Below are 19,192 nucleotides of genomic sequence, written 5' to 3' on the forward strand. Positions count from 1 at the left end.
AGCCAGAAGACCGACAGTCTATGGACCCACCTCGTTCGGCGAGTCAGACGCCGTTGGCGAATCGACGAACTCGTCACCCTCGGGGGCCGCCATCACGGCCTCGTCCATATCGCGCTCGGGAGCACGTGGAACCCGAGCGCCTCGATCGACCAGCAGGTCCACGGTACCGGTCCCGGCAGCTCGCGCGACCCGGTGCACCCCGTTTCCCGGCTCCTGTCGTGGGAGTCACGTGTGCCGACGGGCGCGGACGGGTAACCCGAGGGACAACAGAAAGCAGGTTCCGACGTGCGAGTTCTCGTCACGGGTTCAACCGGTTACATCGGGTCGCGGCTGGTCCCGATCCTTCTCGATCGGGGTCACGACGTCGTCGCGGCGATGCGTGATCCGAAGAAGAAGAACAACTTCGCGTGGGGCGACCGCGTGGAGACCACCCACTTCGATCTCGACGACCACGCGTCCTTCGACGACGCGACGGCCGGTGTGGATGCGGTCGTCTACCTTGTCCATTCGATGGACGACGGCGACTTCGTCACCAAGGATCGCCAGGCCGCCGAGCGGCTTGCCCGCGCGGCGGAGAAGAACTCGGTGAGCCGAATCGTCTACCTGTCCGGCACCGTGCCCGACGACGGCACGCCGCTCTCGGATCACATCACCAGCAGGCTCCAGGTCGAGGAAGTGTTCGCCGCCGGAGCCGTCGACTCGACCGCGTTGCGTGCCGCCATCATTCTCGGATCGGGTTCCACGTCGTTCGAGCTGGTGAGGCGCATGAGCGAGCGCCTGCCGATCACGCCCATCCCCACCTGGATGAAGCGCAAGGTACAGCCGATTGCGGTGGCCGACGTCCTGACGGTCATCGCCGAGGCCCTGGGGCCGACGACCAAGCCGGGCTCGTTCGACATCGGCGGCACCGAGGTGCTGACGTATCCCGAATTGCTGACGACGTACGCACAGGTTGCCGGGTTGCGACGACCGCAGGTGTCCATCCCGCTCCTGCCGACCGCCCTCGTCGGACGATCCGTCGCCACCATCACGGCGATGCCGAAGGGCACCGTGGTGTCGTTGGTCGAAAGCCTTCGACACGACATGGTGGTTCGACGCGGAAACGCGGCGATCGACGTCTTCGGAATCGACGAGCCGATCGCACTCACCGACGCCCTCGCTCGGTCCATCACGGTCCGGGAGAAGAACGGAACCGAGTCCGACGTCGACCCCCTCGCTGCGGCCGACACCGATCCCGGATGGGCGGGCGGCGTCGTGACGATCGAGTACGGTCGGCTGAAGCAGCGGCCGTCGGGGCCCGTGTCGAGGTTGATGCTGGGCGCAACGCGCACTTGATACAAAACAGCTGAGGCAACACGAAGGGCGCGAACTCCTCGAGGAGTTCGCGCCCTTCGTCGTGTGCACTTACCGTTTCTTACCCGCGGCCTTGTCCGCCCGGCGCTGTGTGAACGCGCCGATCTTCTTCAGGCCCTTCGACACGGTGGTCGGCTTGCCGGCACGCTCTTCGAGAGTGCCGCCGAGTCCGAACATCAGCCGCGCGATGATCGGGAAGCCGAACGCGACGAGCAGGTAGCGGTAGATGTACTTGCGCGCCAGAAGCGGCAGCATTACTTGACCGCGCGGCGTAGGCGGATGGCTGCGCCGAGAATGATCGCGATGATCGCGCCGACGACGGCTGCGCCGAGAAGCGAGACGCCGATGGACAGGTCGAAGTTCCAGCCGATGAAGTTGATGTTCTGGTGCACGGTGTTCTGCAGAACGAAGATCACCAGCGCGACGACGAGCACCAGCGCGATGAGGAGCGAGAACTTGGACGCGAATCCGCCGGCCTTGCGAGCAGGCTTGTGGTTGGTGGTGGTCATGACGAACCTCTTTCTTTTGGATGAGTCGATGTGGGTGAAGCGAGGTGGTTCAGGCGGTGCGCGTGCGGCCGGCGTCGAGCAGCCGGTAGACACCGGCGGCGAGTGCGCCGCCGATCAACGGGAAGACGACGAACACCCAGAGCTGGCTCAGTGCGAGATCTCCGGCGAGCAACGCCGGGCCGAACGAGCGTGCCGGGTTGACGGACGTCGAGTCGATTCCGATCGCGATGAGGTGAATGACGGTGAGCGTCAGGCCGATCGGGATTCCGACCGCGGCGGATGGTGCGTGAGGTGCGGTGACGGCGAGGACGACTCCGACCAGAAGTGCGGTCAACACGATCTCGGTGATCGCCACCGGCATCAATCCGTACCCACCGGTGGAGGCGGATCCGTAACCGTTGGTGCCGAGTCCGTCGACCGCCTTGTCGTATCCCGGCCGACCGGAGGCGATCGCAAGCACGACCGCTGCGCCGACGAGTGCTCCGACGAGTTGTGCGACAACATATCCCGCGGCGCGCACCGCGGAAATTCGTCCGGCGAGCGCGGCGCCGAGGGTGACTGCAGGGTTGACGTGGCACCCGGAGATCGGGCCGATGGAGAAGGCCAAGGCAAGCAGGGTGAGGCCGAAAGCCAGTGCGATACCGGGTGTTCCGACCGTGTCGCCGGCGAGAACAGCTGTGCCGACGCCGCCGATCACCAGGATCGCGGTGCCGATGGCCTCGGCTGCGTAGACGGTGGGAGCCGAGTACTCGACCGTCATGTCGTGTGCGACTTCCTGCGATGTCATCGTCGGGTGCCTTTCCGATCCCGTCGTTCGTCGATCTTGCGACGAACGACTTTCCATGTGACGCGGCCGAGTCCTTCGTAGATCCGGCTGGCGATACTTCGTTGTCCGCTCATCGGATGTGTCCTGCTTTCTGGCGCGACGTCGGAAGCCGATCGTGTCGATCGGTGTTGGTCGCCTGTGCTGAATGCGCGCGATGCGCGACTGAAAGTGAGGGGCAAGCGGCGTAAAGGTCACGCTTGCAATCAAATTGAGGAGATGTGGTTTCCTGTGGCGGGTCGGGCGTCGTCCAGTCCCTCGGGAGACGCTGCCCGACCGCCGCGGCGGACCGAGCCGTGCACGGTCTTACTTGAAGGTGTCCTTGATGTTCTCGCCGACCTTCTTCACGCCGGCCGAGCCCTGGTCCTTCTTGCCTTCGGCTTCGAGGTCCTTGTTGTCCGTCACGTCGCCGATGACCTCTTTGGCCTTGCCGACGGCGTCTTCGGCTGCGTTCTTTGCCTTGTCGATGAAGCTCATGGTGAATCCTTTCGTTTACGTGTTACTGCTTGTGACAGAGAGATAGTCGGTAGTTGCGAGCGAAACCGAACGTGCGCCTGCAGTGATCTGAGTCACAGCTGCGGATCGAACCTCGTCGCGGCAGGAACGACGTCCTCGATCGTCACCGTGACCGGTGTCGAACCCATGCCGGCGGCGACGGCCTGCTTCACTGCGCGTGCCGTCTGCCGCACGGGTGCGCCCTGAGTGACGGTGACGTGCACTGCGACGCCCGTGCCGTCGATGCGGACTCCGTCCACGCGGCGGCCGGGAAGATAGGTGCCTACTTCGCCGAACATCCCGCCGTGCAGCGCTGCCACGCCGTCCACCGCGAGTGCGGCGGCGGCGATGGCGTCCGCCTGGTCCGCGATCGGCAGCGAGGCCCAGGTGTTGCTCATGGCGGATGCCCCTCAATGTCTGGTGGTCCGAATCTCTGTCGGAGCTCGAGGCGGTAAGCGAACGACCGGCGCATGTGAGATACATCACGTTTTCCCAGCGGTAGTTGAGGAAACAACGAATACACAGCAAGTCGAAGACATCGGCTGCACTTGCCTCTACCCGTGACGGCGTACCGGGAGAGGACTGCGCCGTGACGGACCAAGACACAGACGTCGCATCGTCCGACCGCGTGTTGCTGGACGCATCCGCCATGGGTGATCGGATGGCTTTCGAACAACTCGTGCGTCGTCACGGACCGTCGTTGACCCGCTACGCGCGCCGCATGTTGCGTGACGACGGCGACATCAGCGAGGTCGTCCAGGACACCTTCGTGGTCGCGTGGAGGCAGGCGTCGACGTTTCGAGGAGAGTCGGCCGTACGCACGTGGCTGTTCTCCATCTGCTCGCGCAAGATCGTCGACTCGCGTCGCGTCAAGCGTGCTCAGCCAGTGCCGGACTTCGTCCTGGAATCGGCCCATATGGGACGGGCGCCCGACCCCTACGTGTTCGCGTCGAATCACGAGTTCGTGGGCGCCCTCGAGAAAGCCCTGGCCGAACTTCCTCCCCGCCAGCGAGCATCATGGGTACTACGTGAGATCGAGGGAATGACGTTCCCGCAGATCGGTGTCGCTCTGAATCTGAGCGCCGACGGGGTTCGTGGGCATCATCTCCGGGCGCGCAACGCGCTCGGTCTCAGATTGGCGAGGTGGAAATGACCGACGATCCCGTGGCCGCCTTCTTCGCGCGGGCGGGCAAGATCCTCGAATCCGTTCCCGAGCCCGATTGGGACAGCATCATCGACGCCGTGATCGACGCCGTCCGCCGGGCACCGCGCGGCGGGTGGCCCGTCGACGTCGACATGTCGGACGATCCGCTGGGTTCGGTCGTGGACGGCGCCATCGCAGTGAGTGACCTGGTGTTGCGGGGCGCGTTGGCCCGCGCGCTGGGTGACGAGAAGAGCGTGCCGCGCAACATCGAGCTCAACCTCGACGGGCGACATCTGGAAAGCATTCGCGTCGAACTCGCGGCCCGCTACGGAGCCGAACTGAGCGATGTCGCCGACAAGGTCCGGCGCGTGGTGGCCGGTGTCGTGGAGGACATTCTCGGCCAGTCCCATGCCTCCGTGGACGACGTGGACGTGGTCATCACCGACGTGGTGGAGGGAGACCCACGGCTCGGATAGCGCCGTTACCGTTCTGTTATCTGACGTACATCTCTTCGTGACGGAGCGGCGACCGCAACGTCGTTCACGAAGTACAAAATTCAATCAGGAAGTCGAACTCGGCTCCTGGATCATCCAAGAAGAAGGAGTGTCCCGGTGAAACTCGTCGACGTCACTGCACTGCCCGCCCGTAACGACGCTCCGCTGACCGTGCTCCAGGAAGTCGACGGCCACAGCGCGCGTCTCGTTCTCGCCGGCGAGGTCGACCTTGCCACGTCCACCATCCTGCGCGACGCGCTCCGCGGCATCGCCGCCGCGAACCCCGAGGAACTCATCTTCGACTTCAGCCGCCTCGACTTCCTGAGTGCAGCAGGAGCGGTGTCGATCGTGACGGAGATCCGTCGCCGTCGGCCTTCTCGCACGGTGATCGTCTCCGACGACGCCTCGGTATGCCGTTCGCTGACGTTGCTGGGCGCAGGCGCCGGCATCGAGATCTTCGCAACGTTGTCCGAGGCTCGGGCAGAACTGTCGGAGGCGCGCGGCGAGTTGCGCGTCTGCTGAGTTCGACTCGACCGGTTGAGACTCCGGTCACTGGGTAGTCTGCGACGAACACGTCGCGACAGGAGTCTCCAGTGACCGAAGACAAGACTCGATACGAGCAGGGCTCAGAGGAGTCCGAGGACGACGCGGTAGACGACTCCCGGACGGCGCGCGAGCACGCCGGGGAAGCAATCACCGACACGCGAAACTGGCCCGGATACTTCCTCGTCGCTTTGGGCTTGGCTGCCCTCGGACTCACGTTGACCGCCGCCGGGGGCGGCTTCGAGGGCTGGGCGATGATCGGCACGATCGCCTGCGTGCTGTTCTTTGCCCTGGGTATCGGACTTGTTCTGTTGCAACGTAAGCGAGTCAAGGCCCAGGAGGGCAAGTCGTTGATGGATCCCGGTGGTCACTGAGGTTCGAGGTCACTGAAGCAGAGTGATCAGCGCTCCGGTGCGGTGAATCAGCCCCCGGCGCTCGAACTCGTCCAGCCAGCCCGACATGGGCCACACGCCCCACCTGTCGTGAAACACCTGCGAATTCGTCACGATGTCGTCCAGGTGCTCGACTGGCGGTGACGACACCGGGTGGTTCTGGTGATACGCATGTGCGCCGCCGACCCACATCATGTCCACGCCGGCGCGTCGCGCGGACCAGGCGAAGTCCGTGTCCTCGCCGCCGTAGCCCACGTACTCTTCGCTGAAACCTCCCACCGACTCCCACGTACTCTTCGTGAGCGCGAAGGACAGTGACCAGAACAGGTCGTAATTCGTTGCGTCCAGCAGTGTTTCGTCCGGCGGATTCGGTCGCGCCGGATGAGGGTCGGTCAGTTGTTCCAGGTTTCCGACGTCGATCGCGGCCATCGCCGGCAGGTAGGTGACGGGACCGCACGCGAGCGAGTCCGGCCGAGTGGCCAAGGCGGCGCCGTACCTGCCGATCATCGCACGACCGGGAATGCAGTCGACGTCGAGGAAGATCAGGTTGTCGCATCCGATCTCGAACGCGCGTCGCGCCCCGGTGTTGCGCGCGGCTGCCAGGGGGAGCGCGCCGCCGGACCGTTCGAGGTCGACGACGGTGGCCGCGTCGCCGACCACCTTGCGGATATCCGGATCGCCCATCGAGACGACGATGTGATGGTCGGGCGAGACGGCCGAATTGCGAAGTCCGCGAAGCTGGTTCGCCAGGTGCTCGTGCCGACCGTGCACGACGGTGACGACGGCGGTACTCACGACGGCCGGACCGACGACAGAGCCGCTGCCCCTCGTGCGCCGGCTCCGTCGACACGCAGAGCCGACCACCCCTCGGGGCGTCGTGTCGCCGCCTCGCCCAGGAGTTTCGACCAGTCGCCCGGCACCGGCCATTCGGAAATGCTGACGGCGATGTCGTTGTCGGAGAGCGCCTGCGCGGTTGCCTGCTGTTCGTCGAACGGACGGTCTTGCGCGACGACGACCGCAGCGGTCCTCGCCGCGGCAACGTCGGCGATGGCGTTCTGTCCGGCGTGGGTCACCACCACGTCGGCGTCGCACAGAAGCGGCCACACATCGTCGTACCAGTTGTCCGGCCCGATTCCGGCGCTCACCCACTCGAATTCGGGATTCGCCGTACGGCAATGGTCGATGTGCTGCGGCGTCAAGGCGCTCCCACCGGCTCCGCCCAGGACCAGGACTCGTTGGGCCGTCCCCTCGCTGCGCGGCGGGCGCTCTCGGCCCTCGAAACGGCTGATCGATCCGGTGTAGGTGACCTTGTCATCGAACGGTGCCAACCACGACGGTCGGTACACCCGATCCGACCACGGCGCGATGATCACCGTCGCCGCTCGGTAGGCCAGCGTGTGGGCAGAATCGGTGCGGGTGCCCGGCATGGCGGCCACCACGACCGGCGTACCCAGAAGTCGTACCAGCAGAGCCACTTCCACGGACACGTCGACGACGACGAGTCGTGGTCGCTCGGTGCTCACCCACCGCGAGATGGCGTCCATCCGGTCGCGCAGTCCCTCGCTGCCGAGGGGAGCCCAGTGCAACGTTCCGTTCGCGGTGGGATCCGCCGGACGATCGCTGGTGTCGGTGTCCATGGGCAGCGACACCCAGTCCGCGAACACGTGTGACGCAGGTTCGGCCCGTGAACTCAGCAGGACAACAGGCTCGTCCAGGTGTTGGGCGATGGACGTCGCGCGCGTGAGGTGACCGACACCGCGGTGGTGGGCGTAGTAGCCGATCACACCGCGAGCAGGGTGGCGGGAGTGCAGCCTGCGGAAAGACCCGGTGTCGCGGGAGTGGAGCGTGACGAGGTGCCCAGCATTTCGTCGTACATCCCCAGATACCGGTCCACCATCGTCTCCTCCGAACAGGCGTGCTCGGCTCGCGCTCGGACGTCCGCCCGCGAGAGCTGGGCCGCCTCGAAGATCGCGTCGGCCAGTCCGCCGATGTCGTCGGGGGGAGCGAGCCGTCCCGACGTGGCGTCGACGATCTCGGGGATGCCTCCGCGTGAGTAGGCAGCGACGGGGGTTCCGCACGACAATGCTTCGGCCACAACGAGTCCGTACGGTTCTTCCCACAGCGGGGACACCACGGCCACGGATGCGCCGCCGACGAGGGCGGCGAGATCGTCGCGTCGGAGGTGACCTTCGTAGGTGACGTCTCCGCCGAGCAGGGGCTGCACTTCGTGCCGGAAGTAGTCGGCGTTGCTGGTGGGCCCGGCCAACTTCAGTCGGTAGCCCGCCGCCCTCGCCGCCTCGATGGCGTGCGTGACGCCCTTCTCGGGAACGAGGCGTCCGGACCAGACGGCGTACTCGCCCCGTCCGTCGCCGACCGGCCAGGACTCGAGCGGAATTCCGTTGGGCACGACGGGAATGTCGCCGGTCACGGGATGCCACTGTCGAGCGGTGAAGGCACTCACCGCGGCGAACCGCGTCGACGCTCCCTGCTGAAGCGCCACAGCCGATTCCAACCACGCCAGCGGCGGTGTGTGCAGCGTCGTGATCATCGGGGTGGGCACCATCGGTGACATGGCGATGGGGAGGTAATGGAGGCTGTGATTGTGGATCACGTCGAAGCTGTCGCGCAGCTCCCCGGCCATGTCCATCATCACCGACAGGTAAGCGTGGTGCTCTTCGACGACCCACCGTGGGGTACCGACGTCCGACGCGGCCACGTCGGTCATGTCGAACCGGCGCACAGGGATTCGCGAGAAGGGTGCGTCGACGGAGGAGCCGTCGGCGGCGAACAGGCTGACCTCGTGACCACGCGCGGCCAGCGATCTCGCCAGTTGCCAGACGTGTGCCTCGAGGCCACCGGCAAACGGTTGGCGCACGGGGAATCGGGACGAGGCGAGAAGTGCGATGCGAAGCGATGTCATCAGGCCGACACCGCCATCGCGGCGACAGAGGTGTAGATGGATTCGTGGATCGCGCGCACGGCGTCGAGCTGTGCGGCGCGGTCACGGCGCACGGAATCACCGTCGTACGGCGTGCCGGCCGCGGCGACGGCCGAGAGAACGGCTGCGCGAATCGAGTCGTCGTCTCCGAAGTCGTAGGTGTCGCAGTCGAACTGGTCGCGGTAGTGGCCGAAGGAGGGTGCGACGACGCGGGTACCGACGTCTCGGCATGCCTCCATCCACCCGGAGTGCGTGCCGAATCGGTAGGGCAGCACCGACACGTCGACCTCGGTGAGGTACTCGACGAAGCTGTCGTCGTCGAATCGCGGGTGCACTCGAACGTCGACATTGGGGAACCGGCGGAACGCCAGCAGGCGTTCGGCGGCGTCCGGTGCGTAGGCATGGCTGCGCGGGTCGAACAGATCGTCGTCGATGTCCAAGCGCACGTCGGCGTCGACGGACGCTGCGGCGCCGATGACGGCCGGAAGGATCGATTCCGGATCGAGGTTGGCGCGCAACGTCTTCGCGTGTACGCCCACCACCGTGCGGTCACGTGCCGCGCGAGGTTCGCCGATCCGCTCGAGGGGCACCATGTGCGGATGCGGCACCACGACGGCCGCGACGTTCCAGATCTGCTCGATCTCGGCGGCGGCGCCCTCGGTGAGCGTGATCACGACGTCGGCGGCCGGTATCAGCACGTCGAGGCGGCTGCGATGCTCGGTGTTGTCGGCGATGTGCGGGTTGTGCAGGTCGTGAACGGTGACGACGAGGGCGGTGCCGTTGCGCCGAACCAGGTCGACCACGTCGGCCAGCTGTTCGGGAGAGAAGTGCTCGAACCCGAAGTGGACGTGCAGAACGTCGATCTCGTGAATGCGTGTCGCGAGGTACTCGGGCTCGAGGAACCGCGGCGGCCACCACTGGCCTGCCGGTGCGTCGACGCTCGGTGCGGGGTCGACGAGAACTCGAACCGACGTGCCGGCGGGAATGGTGCCGGCGACGTACGCGTGGGCATGCGGAACGGACGCAACGGTAATCATGTGACGCCTCTCGGTGGTGATCCAGTCTGCGTCGTCCGGGCACGGCTCGGAAGGATTCGCACTGGAGTGAGGGTGAAAAAAGATCGGCCTCAGCTGCTTCGAGGCGGTCGGGTGGTGGGTACCCGGTTTGCCATACCTTAATCGCGGCTACCCCGGACGGCGATGATGACTATGGATGGGCGCACCCGTCACTACGGCGAGTTCTACGGCGTCGACGAGACCGACGACGACCGTCCACTGCTTCTGATCTTGGGAAACTGCCAGGCAGAGGCCCTGCGCGTGGTGCTCGACGCGGTCGCGGACAGGCCGTACCGGACCATGCGGATGCCGCCGGTCCACGAACTCACCGACAGTGATGTATCCCACCTGCGGCGGGCGGCCGCGAATGCGGGGACGCTTCTGACGCAACCCATCAGGTCCGGGTATCGCGACCTTCCCATCGGGACCGACGACGTTGTTGCGCAACTCCCGGCCGGTGCGTCCGTGGTGCGGTGGCCCGTTCTGCGATTCGCGGGACTGTATCCATTCCAGGCCATTGTTCGTCACCCCAGCGATCCGAGTGCGGACCCCGCGGTGGTGCCTTACCACGATCTACGGACCGTCAGCGCGTGGAGCCACGGCCGCAGCGCCGACGAGCCGTGGGACGTCGAGGTCGACGCGGACACCATCCGCAGCATCGGCGACGCCAGCGTTGCGGAGTTGGCGCGGAGGGAGGCACGCGATACAGATGTCGCTGTCTCGGATCGACTGTTGTCCTTCGGCGCCGAGGCGGCGCACACCATCAACCATCCGGGCAATCCCGTTCTCCTGCTTCTGGCGATGAGAATACTTGCTGCGATGGGTGTTTCGGCTACCGAGCCGACCATCGATCGGGTGCTGCTGCGCTCGGTGATCGCTCCGCTCGACGAGCGTGTTCTGGACGCAATCGGCTCGGACGTACCGCCGCGACCGATGTGGCGGGTCGGTGACGAGGACATCTCGGCCGACGAGGTGCATCGGGGCCAAATGGCCTGGTACGACGAGCATCCCGTGTTCGTCGCCGCGGCCGTCGACCGTCATCGGGAGACGATGGACGTGCTGGGGCTGAGTGTCGGGAGTCGGGTGTGACTGCGGGAAGGCCGGAGGCCGGTCGGGATGATGCTGTGAGCACTGGTCAGCTCGTGATCGGGCCGGAGCGGCACGGTGTGGTCCAGTACGCGCTCCGGGTGCAGCGCGAGCTCGAGCGCGCTCGACCGGGTTCGTATCCCCTCCTCGACGCCCCGAACGCTGAGCTCGACGGCGTTCACGTTCACTTCACCGATCGCCTGTTCGGCTCCGATGCCGCGGCTGCGGCCGACCGGTTCTGTTCGTTGGCAACGCAATCGGCGAGCGGGCTCTCCGTCACCCTGCACGATGTTCCCCAGGAATCGGACGGTCGGCACTTCGGCGCCCGCGCCGATGCGTATCGCCGCGTCGCGGTCGCCGCGAAGGGTGTGGTGGTCAGCAGTGAACACGAGCGTGCCCTGTTCGGCGAAATTCCGGACACCCCGGACCCGGCAGTGATTCCGCTGGCCGTGACGGTTCCGTCTCCTCCGATACCGTTCGAGCAGAGCACGATTCACGATGTCGCCATCCTGGGTTACATCTATCCCGGAAAAGGTCACGACGAGGTGCTTCGGGCATTGGCGTCCGTGGACCCCGACGTGGGCTTCCTGGCGGTGGGTGCGCCGTCCGACGGTCACGAGGACCTCGTGACCGAGCTCGATCGGGTTGCAGCGCAGATCGATCGACGTTTTCGAACCACCGGATTCGTCGTCGACGACGAATTGCCGGCTCTGTTGCGGAGCGTCGCGGTCCCCATCGCCCACCACCGACACATGTCCGCGTCCGCGTCCATCACCAGCTGGATCGAAGCCGGCCGGCGGCCGCTGGCGCCGCGCACGCGCTACACGGCCGAGATCGACGCTCGCTCGCCCGGAACGATCCGACTGTTCGAGGACACCCCCGTGGCCCTCGTGGAGGCGATCGAGTCGGCGCTCGCCGATCCCCAGACCACCTGGATCGACGCTGCGGCGCAGGCACATCCGAGCTGGGACGAGGTAGCCGAGGCCTACATCGACGTGTTCGATCGGTGGTTCGGGTGACCGCGGCGGTCTCGGTGCCCGGTAATCGGTGGGATCTGGTGCGGGACGAGCCGCATCGTTTTCCGACGGTCAGCGTCGTGATCCCGTACTATGAGCAACCGCGCCAGCTCGATGCAGTCCTCGCCGCCCTGCGGATGCAGACCTACCCGGCGCACCTCGTCGAGATCGTGGTGGCCGACGACGGGTCCACCCCTGCGTTGGTACGCCCGGACGTGACCGTGGTTCGGCAAAAGGACAACGGTTTTCGGGCGGCGGCAGCCCGCAACCTCGGCGCCGCGGCGTCCACCGGAGAGGTGTTGTGTTTCCTCGACTCCGACACGATTCCCGAACCGGGGTACATCGCCGCACTCACGCGTCTGCCCTCCATCGTGCCCGACGCTCTGACCGTCGGGCGGCGGCTGCACGCCGACCTGTCGGACGCCGCCGATCTCGGCGCATGGTTCGCTGACCCTCACCGAGTGGACGAGCCCGCCTGGCTCGCTGACGCGTACCGCGGCACGGGTGATCTGCTGACCGTCGACCACTCGTCGTATCGGTGGATCATCAGCGCCGTGATGTGTTGCAGTCGAACATTGTTCGATGAGATCGGCGGCTTCGACGAATCGTTCGTCGGATACGGCGGCGAAGACTGGGAACTGGCCAACCGTGCGTTCCACGCGGGCGCGGTGTTCGCTCGCATACCCGAGGCGACGGCATGGCACGACGGACCGGACTGGGCCGGCCGCGTCGCCGACGACGACGAGCGACGACGCGCGAAGAACGGTGAGGCCCTGTCGCTGGCGCGGCTCGTCACCGATCCGGCCGCGCGCCGGCACGGACTGCTCTTCGACGTTCCGGACGTCGTCGCGGTGATCGACACCGAGTCGCACTCCCCGGCGAGCTTGCTGCGGACGGTGTCGTCGGTGCTGTCCTTTCGCGATTGCGGAGTCTGGCTGCGGGGATCCAGTGCCGCGGACCTGCTGGCGTCGTGGGGTACGAACGACTCTCGAATTCACGTCGGTGAACCTCCCACCAATGTGTTGGCCAGGACGCGTTGTCGACTGTCCGTCTCCGGGCGGGTGTCGTTCGGAGACAGCGGCGTCGCTGCGCTGGTCGGCCTGCTGAGCGACGAGGTCGGGACGGTCACGGTGACCGACGCCGGCGTCACGATGCGCAGTTCGCGATCCGTCGGACGGGCCGCGAGATGGGGGACAGACGACCTGTTCGGCGCCGTCGACGTGGATTCGACGGACGTGGGCATCGACGCGTCGACGAACGAGCCCGACCTGTCGTGGTGAGTGTGAACGGTGATTGTGCTGGGTAATCACCGCGTACAAGAGCCCTAGAAGGAGCCTCCCATGGTCGATGTGACCCGAACGTTCACCGTCAAGCAAACCCTGCCCAAGGTGACCGCCTACCTCCGAGATTTCGCCAACGCCGAGGCCTGGGACCCGGGGACGGAAAAGTGCGAGCAGATCACCGCGGGCCCCGTCGCCGTGGGAACGCAGTGGCACAACACCACGAAGATGTACGGGTTGTCGACGGAGCTGACCTACTCGCTCGAGACCGACGAGACGGAACACATCGTGTTCCGCGGCGAGAACAAGACGGCGACCAGCGTCGACGATTTGACGTTCTCCGAAGCCGGCCCGCAGGCAACGCAGATCACGTACCACGCGCACATCGAGTTCAACGGAATCGCGAAGTTGGCCGACCCGATCGCCGGGGTTGCCTTCGAGCGAGTCGGCGACGAGACCGTCGACGCGATCACGGCTGCGGTCGAGAAACTCGCGTAGTCGTGTTCACGCCGCCGGCGCGCATCGTTGCGGTGGTGCCGGCACACAACGAAGTCGAGCTGCTGCCACGGTGTCTCGATGCGTTGACTGTTGCCGCGGCGGCGGTGCCCGTTCCGGTCGCACTGGTCGTCGTACTCGACGCGTGCGACGACGACACCGCGTCGGTGGTACCGCAGGGTGTTCGGGTCGTCGAGATCGGCGCCCGCAACGTCGGCGTGGCCCGTGCAGCCGGGTTCGATTCCGCCGCGGCGGAAAGTGGACCGGATACCTGGTTCGCGACCACGGACGCCGACTCCGTCGTGGAGGCGACCTGGTTCCACAACCATGTGTCTCATGCGGCATCTGCCGACGCCGTGGCGGGCACGGTGCGTGTCGACACCTGGCCGCACCACTCGCCGGCCGTGCAGCGTCTGTTCGAGGAGAACTACGCTGCGCCGCTGGGCAATTCGACGCAGAAGCACGTGCACGGCGCCAGCCTGGGTGTGCGTGCGGACGCCTACCGGTCCGTCGGCGGATTTCGACCGTTGGCCGTCGGCGAGGATCAGGACCTCGTCGACCGCTTGATCGCGGCCGGGCGTTTGGTCGCGTGGGCTGACGATCTGTGCGTGGCCACGTCCGATCGCAGCGACGCGCGTGCCGACGACGGATTCGCGCAGCACTTGCGTTCGCTGACGGTGCCGTCGTGACGGTGTCCGGCCCGCTCGATCTTCCCCTTCCTGGTGGGGGTCGCACCCGTGAGCGGTGGACGGTGCTGCAGCGCACGGCCCGACGCAATGTCGTGGACGGGCGGATGGCGGAAGCGCACGCCGACGCCATTGCGATCCTGGCCGAACTCGGTGGCCCGTCGGTCGGGCACCTCGATTCGTGGGGAGTGTGGGCTGCGGAGCCTCCCGCACCGGTACTCCTGGCGACGCGGCGCGGCGGCGACTGGCGGCTGAGCGGTAGAAAGCCGTGGTGTTCGGGTGCGAGCAGCTGCACGCACGCTCTTGTCACGGCACGCGTCGACGGGACTCCGGCACTGTTCGCGGTCGATCTGCGTGACGACGGCGTCGCCCCCGTTCCCAACACGTGGCACGCGGTCGGAATGGCGGACAGCGATTCCGGCGCAGTCGATTTCGACGACGTGCCGGCGCAACAGGTCGGCGCCCCCGGTGAGTACCTGTCGCGCCCGGGGTTCTGGCACGGCGCCATCGGTGTCGCCGCGTGTTGGTTCGGGGGCGCGCTCGCGGTGGCCGACACGCTGTACGACGCGTGCGAACGCGGAACCGCCTCACCGCATGCGATGGCTCATCTCGGCGGCGTCGACGCCGCGCTCACCGCGGCGTCCTACGCATTGGACTGTGCCGCAACCGAAATCGACGACGATCCGCTGGACCGGCTCGGGGGCGGACGTACGCGAGCGTTGCGTGTTCGCCGCATCGTCGAAGAGTCGGTCACCGACACACTCGACCGCGTCGGTCGCGCCTTGGGCGCCGGGCCGCTCTGCTCGAACGCCGACCACGCGCACAGGGTCGCGGATCTCGGCACGTACATCCGGCAGTCGCACGCCGAGCAGGACCTCGAGGCGTTGGGCCGCAGCATCGTGGAGAAGGAGCCGTCGTGGCGAACACCGTGAGGTTCGAAGCCAGTCCCGTCGCGGACCGGGGAACGCCGGAAGCAGTGTGGCAGCAGTGGACACCGGATTTCGCTCCGCTGGACATGTCGACGTGCCGGCGCCTGATCGTGATCGCCCCGCACCCCGACGACGAAATCCTGGGGATGGGAGGCACGGCCGCCGCGCTCGCCGAGGTGGGAGTCGACGTCTCCGTCGTGTCGGTCACGGACGGCGGAGCCTCGCACCCCGGCTCGCCGACCTACGGACGGGGCGACCTGGAACGGGTGCGCCGCCTCGAATCCATCACGGCGCTCGGTGATCTGGGCTTGGCGCCGCCGCACCGGCTGGGACTACCCGACGGCCGCATTGCCGCGCACGAGGACGAACTGCATGACGAGCTCTCCGACTTCCTGCACGACTGCGGTCCGGGAACATGGTGCGCCGCAACGTACTCGGGTGACGGGCATCCCGACCACGAGGCGACCGGACGTGTCGCCCAGCGGGTGGCGACGGCCGCGGGACTCACCTACGTCGAGTACCCCGTCTGGATGTGGCACTGGGCCGTCCCCGACGACGACAGCGTGCCGTGGAGCCGGGCGCGCACCGTCGCATTGTCGCCCGAGCAACTGACTGCGAAACGCCGGGCGGTGTCCAGATTTCGATCCCAGATCGAGGACCTGTCCCCGGATCCGGCGGATCGCGCCGTGCTGCCCGAGTGGGTGCTCGAGCGATTGCTCCGAGAGACGGAAACCGTGTTCGTGGAGGATGTGCCAGCGCTATGACCGCTTTGCCGGACAAGTACTTCGACGACATGTACGCCGCTAATCCCGATCCGTGGGGCTTCGAGACCCGGTGGTACGAGCGGCGCAAGTACGACCTGACCATGGCCATGTTGCCGGAGGAGCGCTACCGGCGAGCGTTCGAACCCGGGTGCTCCATCGGGGTGCTCACCGAAAGGATTGCGGCGCGGTGCGATTCGGTGCTGTCGACCGATGTCGCGGCGGCCGCTCTCGATCGAGCCCGGTCGCGAAACCTGCCCAACGTGACCTTCGAGCAGAGCTCGCTGCGTGACGGCGGACCGGACGAGCCGGTCGATCTCGTGGTGCTCAGCGAGATGGCGTACTACTTCACCGAGGCCGAATTGCCGTCCATCGCAACGACGGTCAGGGACACACTCGAATTGGGCGGCACCCTGATCGCGGTGCATTGGCGGCACCACGTCGACGACTACCCGACCGACGCCGAGCAGGTGCACCGGGTGCTGCGATCCACCGAGGGGCTACGTGTCGACGCGCAGTACGCCGACGCGGATTTCCTGGCCGATGTCATGCAGCGAGTTCGCTGACACGCGGTATGGACCAAGCAAGCGGCCCCGACACTCGAAAGTGTCGGGGCCGCTTGCTCGATCGATGTTTCTAGCGCGGCGGCGGCTGAACTTCGACGCCACCACCCTTGTGCTCGGGTCCGGAGTTGGAGCCACCGGCCGGCACACGGCTACGCGAGCGTGCTGCCTCGCTCGGCTTGGTGTCGGAGCTGTCGAGCTCGCTCCGGTAGGGGCCGGGCTTAGGGCGAGCCTTGCCGCCGGGCAGTGCCAGGCGCGCGATGGTGCGCATGACCATTCCCCACTGCTGCGAGAACGGGCCGGTGTTGTACGGAAGCTGGTAGCGCTCGCAGATGTCCTTGACCTTGGGCGCGACTTCCTTGTACCGGGTGCTGGGCATGTCCGGGTAGAGGTGGTGCTCGACCTGGAAGCTGAGGTTGCCGCTCATCAGGTGGAACATGTCGCTGCCGTCGATGTTGGCGGCACCCACGAGCTGACGGACGTACCATCCGCCACGAGTCTCGTTCTCGGTCTCGTCCTTGCTGAACGTGTACGCCTGGTCGGGGAAGTGTCCGCAGAAGATGATGGCGTGCGACCACACGTTGCGGATGATGTTGGCCGTGAAGTCGGCTGCAAAGGTGGCGAGGAAGGTGTTCTCGACGCCGCCGGCGCGCTTGTCCAGGAAGGACGCGACCGACTTGCTCCTCTTGCTCGAGCTCGCCTTGCGCAGGCGGGACGCGATGCGCGAGGACTTGGGCTCCGGAATACGTCCACCCGACGCGAGCTGCGCGAGCGCATACGCGCCGGCGCTGATCGTGGGCCAGCCGATGTAGTCCTTCATGATCTGCTTGCGACCCTTGTGCGCGATGCCGCGAAGGTCGCTCAGCACGTCCTTCATCGGCTTCTCGCCCCGGCGGATCGCCTCGATGTCCAGGTCGTGGAGCGCGACGCCCCACTCGAAGAACGCCATCAGCAGCAAGTTGTAGAACGGCTGGGCCAGGTAGGCCGGATGCCACTTCTGCGACGGGTCGATACGCATGATCTCGTAGCCGAGATCCTTGTCCTTGCCGCGAATGTTCGTGTACGTGTGGTGCACGTAGTTGTGCGAGTGCTTCCACGACGCAGCGGTGGAGGCGGTGTCCCAGTCCCACACGGAGGAGTGGATGTCCGGATCGTTCATCCAGTCCCACTGCCCGTGCATGACGTTGTGCCCGATCTCCATGTTCTCGAGAATCTTGGCGACGCCCAGGGCGGCGGTGCCTGCCACCCATGCGGTCTTGCTGCGCGAGCCCAGGAGCAGCACACGTCCGGCGACCACCAGCTGACGCTGCATGGCGATCACGCCGGTGATGTAGTCGCGATCCTTCTGTCCGAGATCGGCGTAGACCTCGTCGTGAATCGCGTCGAACTCCTCGGCGAGCTTCTCGATCGTTTCGGCGCTGAGATGGGCCAGCGGGTTTGCCACCGACGGCCGTTCCGAAATTGTGGTCATAGTTCCTCCGTGTCGACTTCTACAACTCGATTTCGATGTCGCCCTCTGCAGCGTTTACACAAATGCGCACCGATTCCCCCGTAGGTGACGAGACTTCCCCGTTTCGGAGGTCACGCAAACTACCTTTTTTCAACGTACCGATGCACGTATGGCAGATGCCGATACGGCAACCGTGCGCCAATTCGAGGCCGGCTTCTTCGCCGGCCACCAAAATCGTTGTCCCGCCGTCGGCTTCGGTCTCGGTGTCACTCTGCAAGAACTTGATGGTGCCGCCCTTGCCCTCGTGATCCTCACCGCCGATCGTCGGCTGGAAGCTTTCGTAGTGGAACCTGTCGGACAGATCGTGAGTCTTGAAGTACTCGCGCATGTCGGACAACAGGTCGCCCGGGCCCGAGACGAAGGATTCGCGCTCGCGCCAGTCGGGGGCGATCTCGTCGAGATCGGACGGCTTCATGCGGCCGTCGTCGCTGGTGATGCGGCGGATGACCCGCACGCCGTGGTCCTTCTCGAGCTCGTCGAGAGTGGACGCGAACATGATCTGCTTCTCGTCGTGGACGGAGTGCACGATCACGGAGTCGGGCACGGTGCCCTTGTGCATCAGGCTGCGCAGCATCGACACGATGGGGGTGATTCCACTGCCGGCGCTGACGAACAGCAGCTTCTCGGGCAGCGGATCGGGAAGAAGGAACTCGCCCTCGACTTCGCTGAGGCGAACCACGTCGCCGGGCTTGATGTCGCGCACCAGATACGGCGAGACGGTGCCCTCTTCGACGAGCTTGGGGCTGACGCTGACCAGGCCGTCGCGCGGATTCGGATCGGAGGTGAGCGAGTACGCGCGCCAGTGGTAGCGACCGTCGATGATCACGCCGAGGCGTACGTACTGACCGGGCTTGTGCGGCGCCCACTCGTACCCGGGCCTGATGAAGACCGAGACGGCCTCGCTGCCCTCGGGCTCGACCTTCTCGACCTTCCCGCGCAGCTCGCGAGTGGTCCACAGAGGGTTGATCATCTCGAGGTAATCGTCGGGTCGCAGCGGGTTGAACAGCACCCGCAGCGCCTTCAGCGACAGGCGCCGAGCTTTCGAGACATTGGGTCGTGCTCCGCGTTCGGCCACTCCGTCAACCTATCTGTGAATTGCCGTCTCAGTAATGAAACGACC

At 66.2% G+C, this 19,192-nt stretch carries 24 protein-coding genes; 13 read left to right on the forward strand and 11 right to left on the reverse strand.

Annotated features, from left to right (window positions below; genetic code table 11):
- Positions 1 to 285: 285 nt before the first annotated feature.
- Positions 286 to 1,335: an NAD(P)H-binding protein gene (locus AC59JP_RS13385; protein ID WP_497326254.1), complete on the forward strand. Its 1,050-nt coding sequence runs from the start codon at positions 286 to 288 to the stop codon at positions 1,333 to 1,335.
- 69 nt (positions 1,336 to 1,404) lie between these two features.
- Here AC59JP_RS13385 and AC59JP_RS13390 read toward each other — a convergent pair whose 3' ends face one another.
- From AC59JP_RS13390 to AC59JP_RS13410, 5 genes are all read right to left on the reverse strand, one after another.
- Positions 1,405 to 1,608, reverse strand: a complete 204-nt coding sequence (locus tag AC59JP_RS13390; protein WP_497326255.1) for a hypothetical protein — start codon at positions 1,606 to 1,608, stop codon at positions 1,405 to 1,407.
- A complete protein-coding gene (locus AC59JP_RS13395) occupies positions 1,608 to 1,862 on the reverse strand; it encodes a lipopolysaccharide assembly protein LapA domain-containing protein (RefSeq protein ID WP_497326256.1) in 255 nt (84 codons plus the stop codon). Before AC59JP_RS13395 ends, AC59JP_RS13390 begins: the two co-directional genes overlap by 1 nt.
- A 49-nt stretch (positions 1,863 to 1,911) precedes the next feature.
- A complete protein-coding gene (locus AC59JP_RS13400) occupies positions 1,912 to 2,649 on the reverse strand; it encodes an aquaporin (RefSeq protein ID WP_497326257.1) in 738 nt (245 codons plus the stop codon).
- A 342-nt stretch (positions 2,650 to 2,991) separates the two neighbouring features.
- Complete coding sequence (locus tag AC59JP_RS13405) at positions 2,992 to 3,162, reverse strand: CsbD family protein (RefSeq protein ID WP_188546410.1); 171 nt, start codon at positions 3,160 to 3,162, stop codon at positions 2,992 to 2,994.
- A gap of 92 nt (positions 3,163 to 3,254) precedes the next feature.
- Positions 3,255 to 3,578 carry an Asp23/Gls24 family envelope stress response protein gene (locus tag AC59JP_RS13410; protein ID WP_497326258.1) on the reverse strand — a complete coding sequence of 108 codons (324 nt, stop codon included), beginning with the start codon at positions 3,576 to 3,578 and terminating at the stop codon, positions 3,255 to 3,257.
- A 191-nt stretch (positions 3,579 to 3,769) separates the two neighbouring features.
- Between AC59JP_RS13410 and AC59JP_RS13415 the strand changes: the two genes are divergently transcribed.
- The 4 genes from AC59JP_RS13415 to AC59JP_RS13430 all read left to right on the forward strand — a co-directional run bounded on the left by AC59JP_RS13415 (position 3,770) and on the right by AC59JP_RS13430 (position 5,735).
- Positions 3,770 to 4,333 (forward strand): RNA polymerase sigma factor, encoded by a 564-nt coding sequence (locus AC59JP_RS13415; protein ID WP_497326259.1) that lies wholly within the window; start codon positions 3,770 to 3,772, stop codon positions 4,331 to 4,333.
- The gene (locus tag AC59JP_RS13420; RefSeq protein ID WP_497326260.1) at positions 4,330 to 4,800 is read left to right on the forward strand and encodes a hypothetical protein; all 471 of its coding nucleotides are present in this window, start codon (positions 4,330 to 4,332) and stop codon (positions 4,798 to 4,800) included. Before AC59JP_RS13415 ends, AC59JP_RS13420 begins: the two co-directional genes overlap by 4 nt.
- Before the next feature lie 135 nt (positions 4,801 to 4,935).
- Positions 4,936 to 5,340 (forward strand): STAS domain-containing protein, encoded by a 405-nt coding sequence (locus AC59JP_RS13425; RefSeq protein WP_497326261.1) that lies wholly within the window; start codon positions 4,936 to 4,938, stop codon positions 5,338 to 5,340.
- Between the two features lie 71 nt (positions 5,341 to 5,411).
- Positions 5,412 to 5,735 carry a hypothetical protein gene (locus AC59JP_RS13430; RefSeq protein ID WP_497326262.1) on the forward strand — a complete coding sequence of 108 codons (324 nt, stop codon included), beginning with the start codon at positions 5,412 to 5,414 and terminating at the stop codon, positions 5,733 to 5,735.
- A gap of 9 nt (positions 5,736 to 5,744) precedes the next feature.
- Here AC59JP_RS13430 and AC59JP_RS13435 read toward each other — a convergent pair whose 3' ends face one another.
- Genes AC59JP_RS13435 through AC59JP_RS13450 form a run of 4 tightly spaced genes read right to left on the reverse strand, consistent with a single transcriptional unit; the run spans position 5,745 to position 9,728 of the window.
- Entirely contained in the window at positions 5,745 to 6,548 is an 804-nt protein-coding gene (locus AC59JP_RS13435) for a glycosyltransferase family 2 protein (RefSeq protein ID WP_497326263.1), read from the reverse strand.
- Complete coding sequence (locus tag AC59JP_RS13440; protein ID WP_497326264.1) at positions 6,545 to 7,537, reverse strand: glycosyltransferase; 993 nt, start codon at positions 7,535 to 7,537, stop codon at positions 6,545 to 6,547. The genes AC59JP_RS13435 and AC59JP_RS13440 overlap by 4 nt, the downstream gene beginning before the upstream one ends.
- On the reverse strand, positions 7,534 to 8,673 hold the full coding sequence (locus AC59JP_RS13445; RefSeq protein WP_497326265.1) for a glycosyltransferase: 1,140 nt from the start codon (positions 8,671 to 8,673) through the stop codon (positions 7,534 to 7,536). Before AC59JP_RS13445 ends, AC59JP_RS13440 begins: the two co-directional genes overlap by 4 nt.
- Entirely contained in the window at positions 8,673 to 9,728 is a 1,056-nt protein-coding gene (locus AC59JP_RS13450; RefSeq protein ID WP_497326266.1) for a glycosyltransferase family protein, read from the reverse strand. Before AC59JP_RS13450 ends, AC59JP_RS13445 begins: the two co-directional genes overlap by 1 nt.
- A 162-nt stretch (positions 9,729 to 9,890) precedes the next feature.
- On the opposite strand from AC59JP_RS13450, the gene AC59JP_RS13455 reads away from it, so the two are divergent.
- Genes AC59JP_RS13455 through AC59JP_RS13490 form a run of 8 tightly spaced genes read left to right on the forward strand, consistent with a single transcriptional unit; the run spans position 9,891 to position 16,565 of the window.
- Positions 9,891 to 10,835, forward strand: a complete 945-nt coding sequence (locus AC59JP_RS13455; protein ID WP_497326267.1) for a WcbI family polysaccharide biosynthesis putative acetyltransferase — start codon at positions 9,891 to 9,893, stop codon at positions 10,833 to 10,835.
- 35 nt (positions 10,836 to 10,870) lie between these two features.
- Positions 10,871 to 11,851: a glycosyltransferase family protein gene (locus tag AC59JP_RS13460; protein ID WP_497326268.1), complete on the forward strand. Its 981-nt coding sequence runs from the start codon at positions 10,871 to 10,873 to the stop codon at positions 11,849 to 11,851.
- Complete coding sequence (locus AC59JP_RS13465; RefSeq protein ID WP_497326269.1) at positions 11,848 to 13,128, forward strand: glycosyltransferase family 2 protein; 1,281 nt, start codon at positions 11,848 to 11,850, stop codon at positions 13,126 to 13,128. The genes AC59JP_RS13460 and AC59JP_RS13465 overlap by 4 nt, the downstream gene beginning before the upstream one ends.
- Before the next feature lie 60 nt (positions 13,129 to 13,188).
- The gene (locus AC59JP_RS13470; RefSeq protein WP_497326270.1) at positions 13,189 to 13,626 is read left to right on the forward strand and encodes an SRPBCC family protein; all 438 of its coding nucleotides are present in this window, start codon (positions 13,189 to 13,191) and stop codon (positions 13,624 to 13,626) included.
- A gap of 2 nt (positions 13,627 to 13,628) precedes the next feature.
- Entirely contained in the window at positions 13,629 to 14,312 is a 684-nt protein-coding gene (locus AC59JP_RS13475) for a glycosyltransferase family 2 protein (RefSeq protein WP_497326271.1), read from the forward strand.
- Entirely contained in the window at positions 14,309 to 15,241 is a 933-nt protein-coding gene (locus AC59JP_RS13480) for an acyl-CoA dehydrogenase family protein (RefSeq protein WP_497326272.1), read from the forward strand. The genes AC59JP_RS13475 and AC59JP_RS13480 overlap by 4 nt, the downstream gene beginning before the upstream one ends.
- Entirely contained in the window at positions 15,226 to 16,002 is a 777-nt protein-coding gene (locus AC59JP_RS13485; RefSeq protein WP_497326273.1) for a PIG-L deacetylase family protein, read from the forward strand. The genes AC59JP_RS13480 and AC59JP_RS13485 overlap by 16 nt, the downstream gene beginning before the upstream one ends.
- On the forward strand, positions 15,999 to 16,565 hold the full coding sequence (locus AC59JP_RS13490; RefSeq protein ID WP_497326274.1) for a class I SAM-dependent methyltransferase: 567 nt from the start codon (positions 15,999 to 16,001) through the stop codon (positions 16,563 to 16,565). Before AC59JP_RS13485 ends, AC59JP_RS13490 begins: the two co-directional genes overlap by 4 nt.
- Positions 16,566 to 16,635: 70 nt before the next feature.
- Here AC59JP_RS13490 and AC59JP_RS13495 read toward each other — a convergent pair whose 3' ends face one another.
- Together AC59JP_RS13495 and AC59JP_RS13500 are read right to left on the reverse strand one after the other, a co-directional pair.
- The gene (locus AC59JP_RS13495) at positions 16,636 to 18,033 is read right to left on the reverse strand and encodes a fatty acid desaturase family protein (RefSeq protein WP_497326275.1); all 1,398 of its coding nucleotides are present in this window, start codon (positions 18,031 to 18,033) and stop codon (positions 16,636 to 16,638) included.
- Positions 18,034 to 18,052: 19 nt separating this feature from the next.
- A complete protein-coding gene (locus AC59JP_RS13500; RefSeq protein ID WP_497326276.1) occupies positions 18,053 to 19,147 on the reverse strand; it encodes a ferredoxin reductase in 1,095 nt (364 codons plus the stop codon).
- Positions 19,148 to 19,192 lie beyond the last annotated feature (45 nt).

The sequence above is a fragment of the Rhodococcus sp. 320_ES genome, assembly GCF_059691855.1.

Coding starts and splice junctions, on each gene's coding strand:
- AC59JP_RS13395 (WP_497326256.1), bottom strand. CDS start 1,862: ATGACCACCACCAACCACAAGCCTGCTCGCAAGGCCGGCGGATTCGCG.
- AC59JP_RS13400 (WP_497326257.1), bottom strand. CDS start 2,649: ATGACATCGCAGGAAGTCGCACACGACATGACGGTCGAGTACTCGGCT.
- AC59JP_RS13450 (WP_497326266.1), bottom strand. CDS start 9,728: ATGATTACCGTTGCGTCCGTTCCGCATGCCCACGCGTACGTCGCCGGC.
- AC59JP_RS13390 (WP_497326255.1), bottom strand. CDS start 1,608: ATGCTGCCGCTTCTGGCGCGCAAGTACATCTACCGCTACCTGCTCGTC.
- AC59JP_RS13495 (WP_497326275.1), bottom strand. CDS start 18,033: ATGACCACAATTTCGGAACGGCCGTCGGTGGCAAACCCGCTGGCCCAT.
- AC59JP_RS13410 (WP_497326258.1), bottom strand. CDS start 3,578: ATGAGCAACACCTGGGCCTCGCTGCCGATCGCGGACCAGGCGGACGCC.
- AC59JP_RS13490 (WP_497326274.1), top strand. CDS start 15,999: ATGACCGCTTTGCCGGACAAGTACTTCGACGACATGTACGCCGCTAAT.
- AC59JP_RS13405 (WP_188546410.1), bottom strand. CDS start 3,162: ATGAGCTTCATCGACAAGGCAAAGAACGCAGCCGAAGACGCCGTCGGC.
- AC59JP_RS13455 (WP_497326267.1), top strand. CDS start 9,891: ATGATGACTATGGATGGGCGCACCCGTCACTACGGCGAGTTCTACGGC.
- AC59JP_RS13420 (WP_497326260.1), top strand. CDS start 4,330: ATGACCGACGATCCCGTGGCCGCCTTCTTCGCGCGGGCGGGCAAGATC.
- AC59JP_RS13445 (WP_497326265.1), bottom strand. CDS start 8,673: ATGACATCGCTTCGCATCGCACTTCTCGCCTCGTCCCGATTCCCCGTG.
- AC59JP_RS13470 (WP_497326270.1), top strand. CDS start 13,189: ATGGTCGATGTGACCCGAACGTTCACCGTCAAGCAAACCCTGCCCAAG.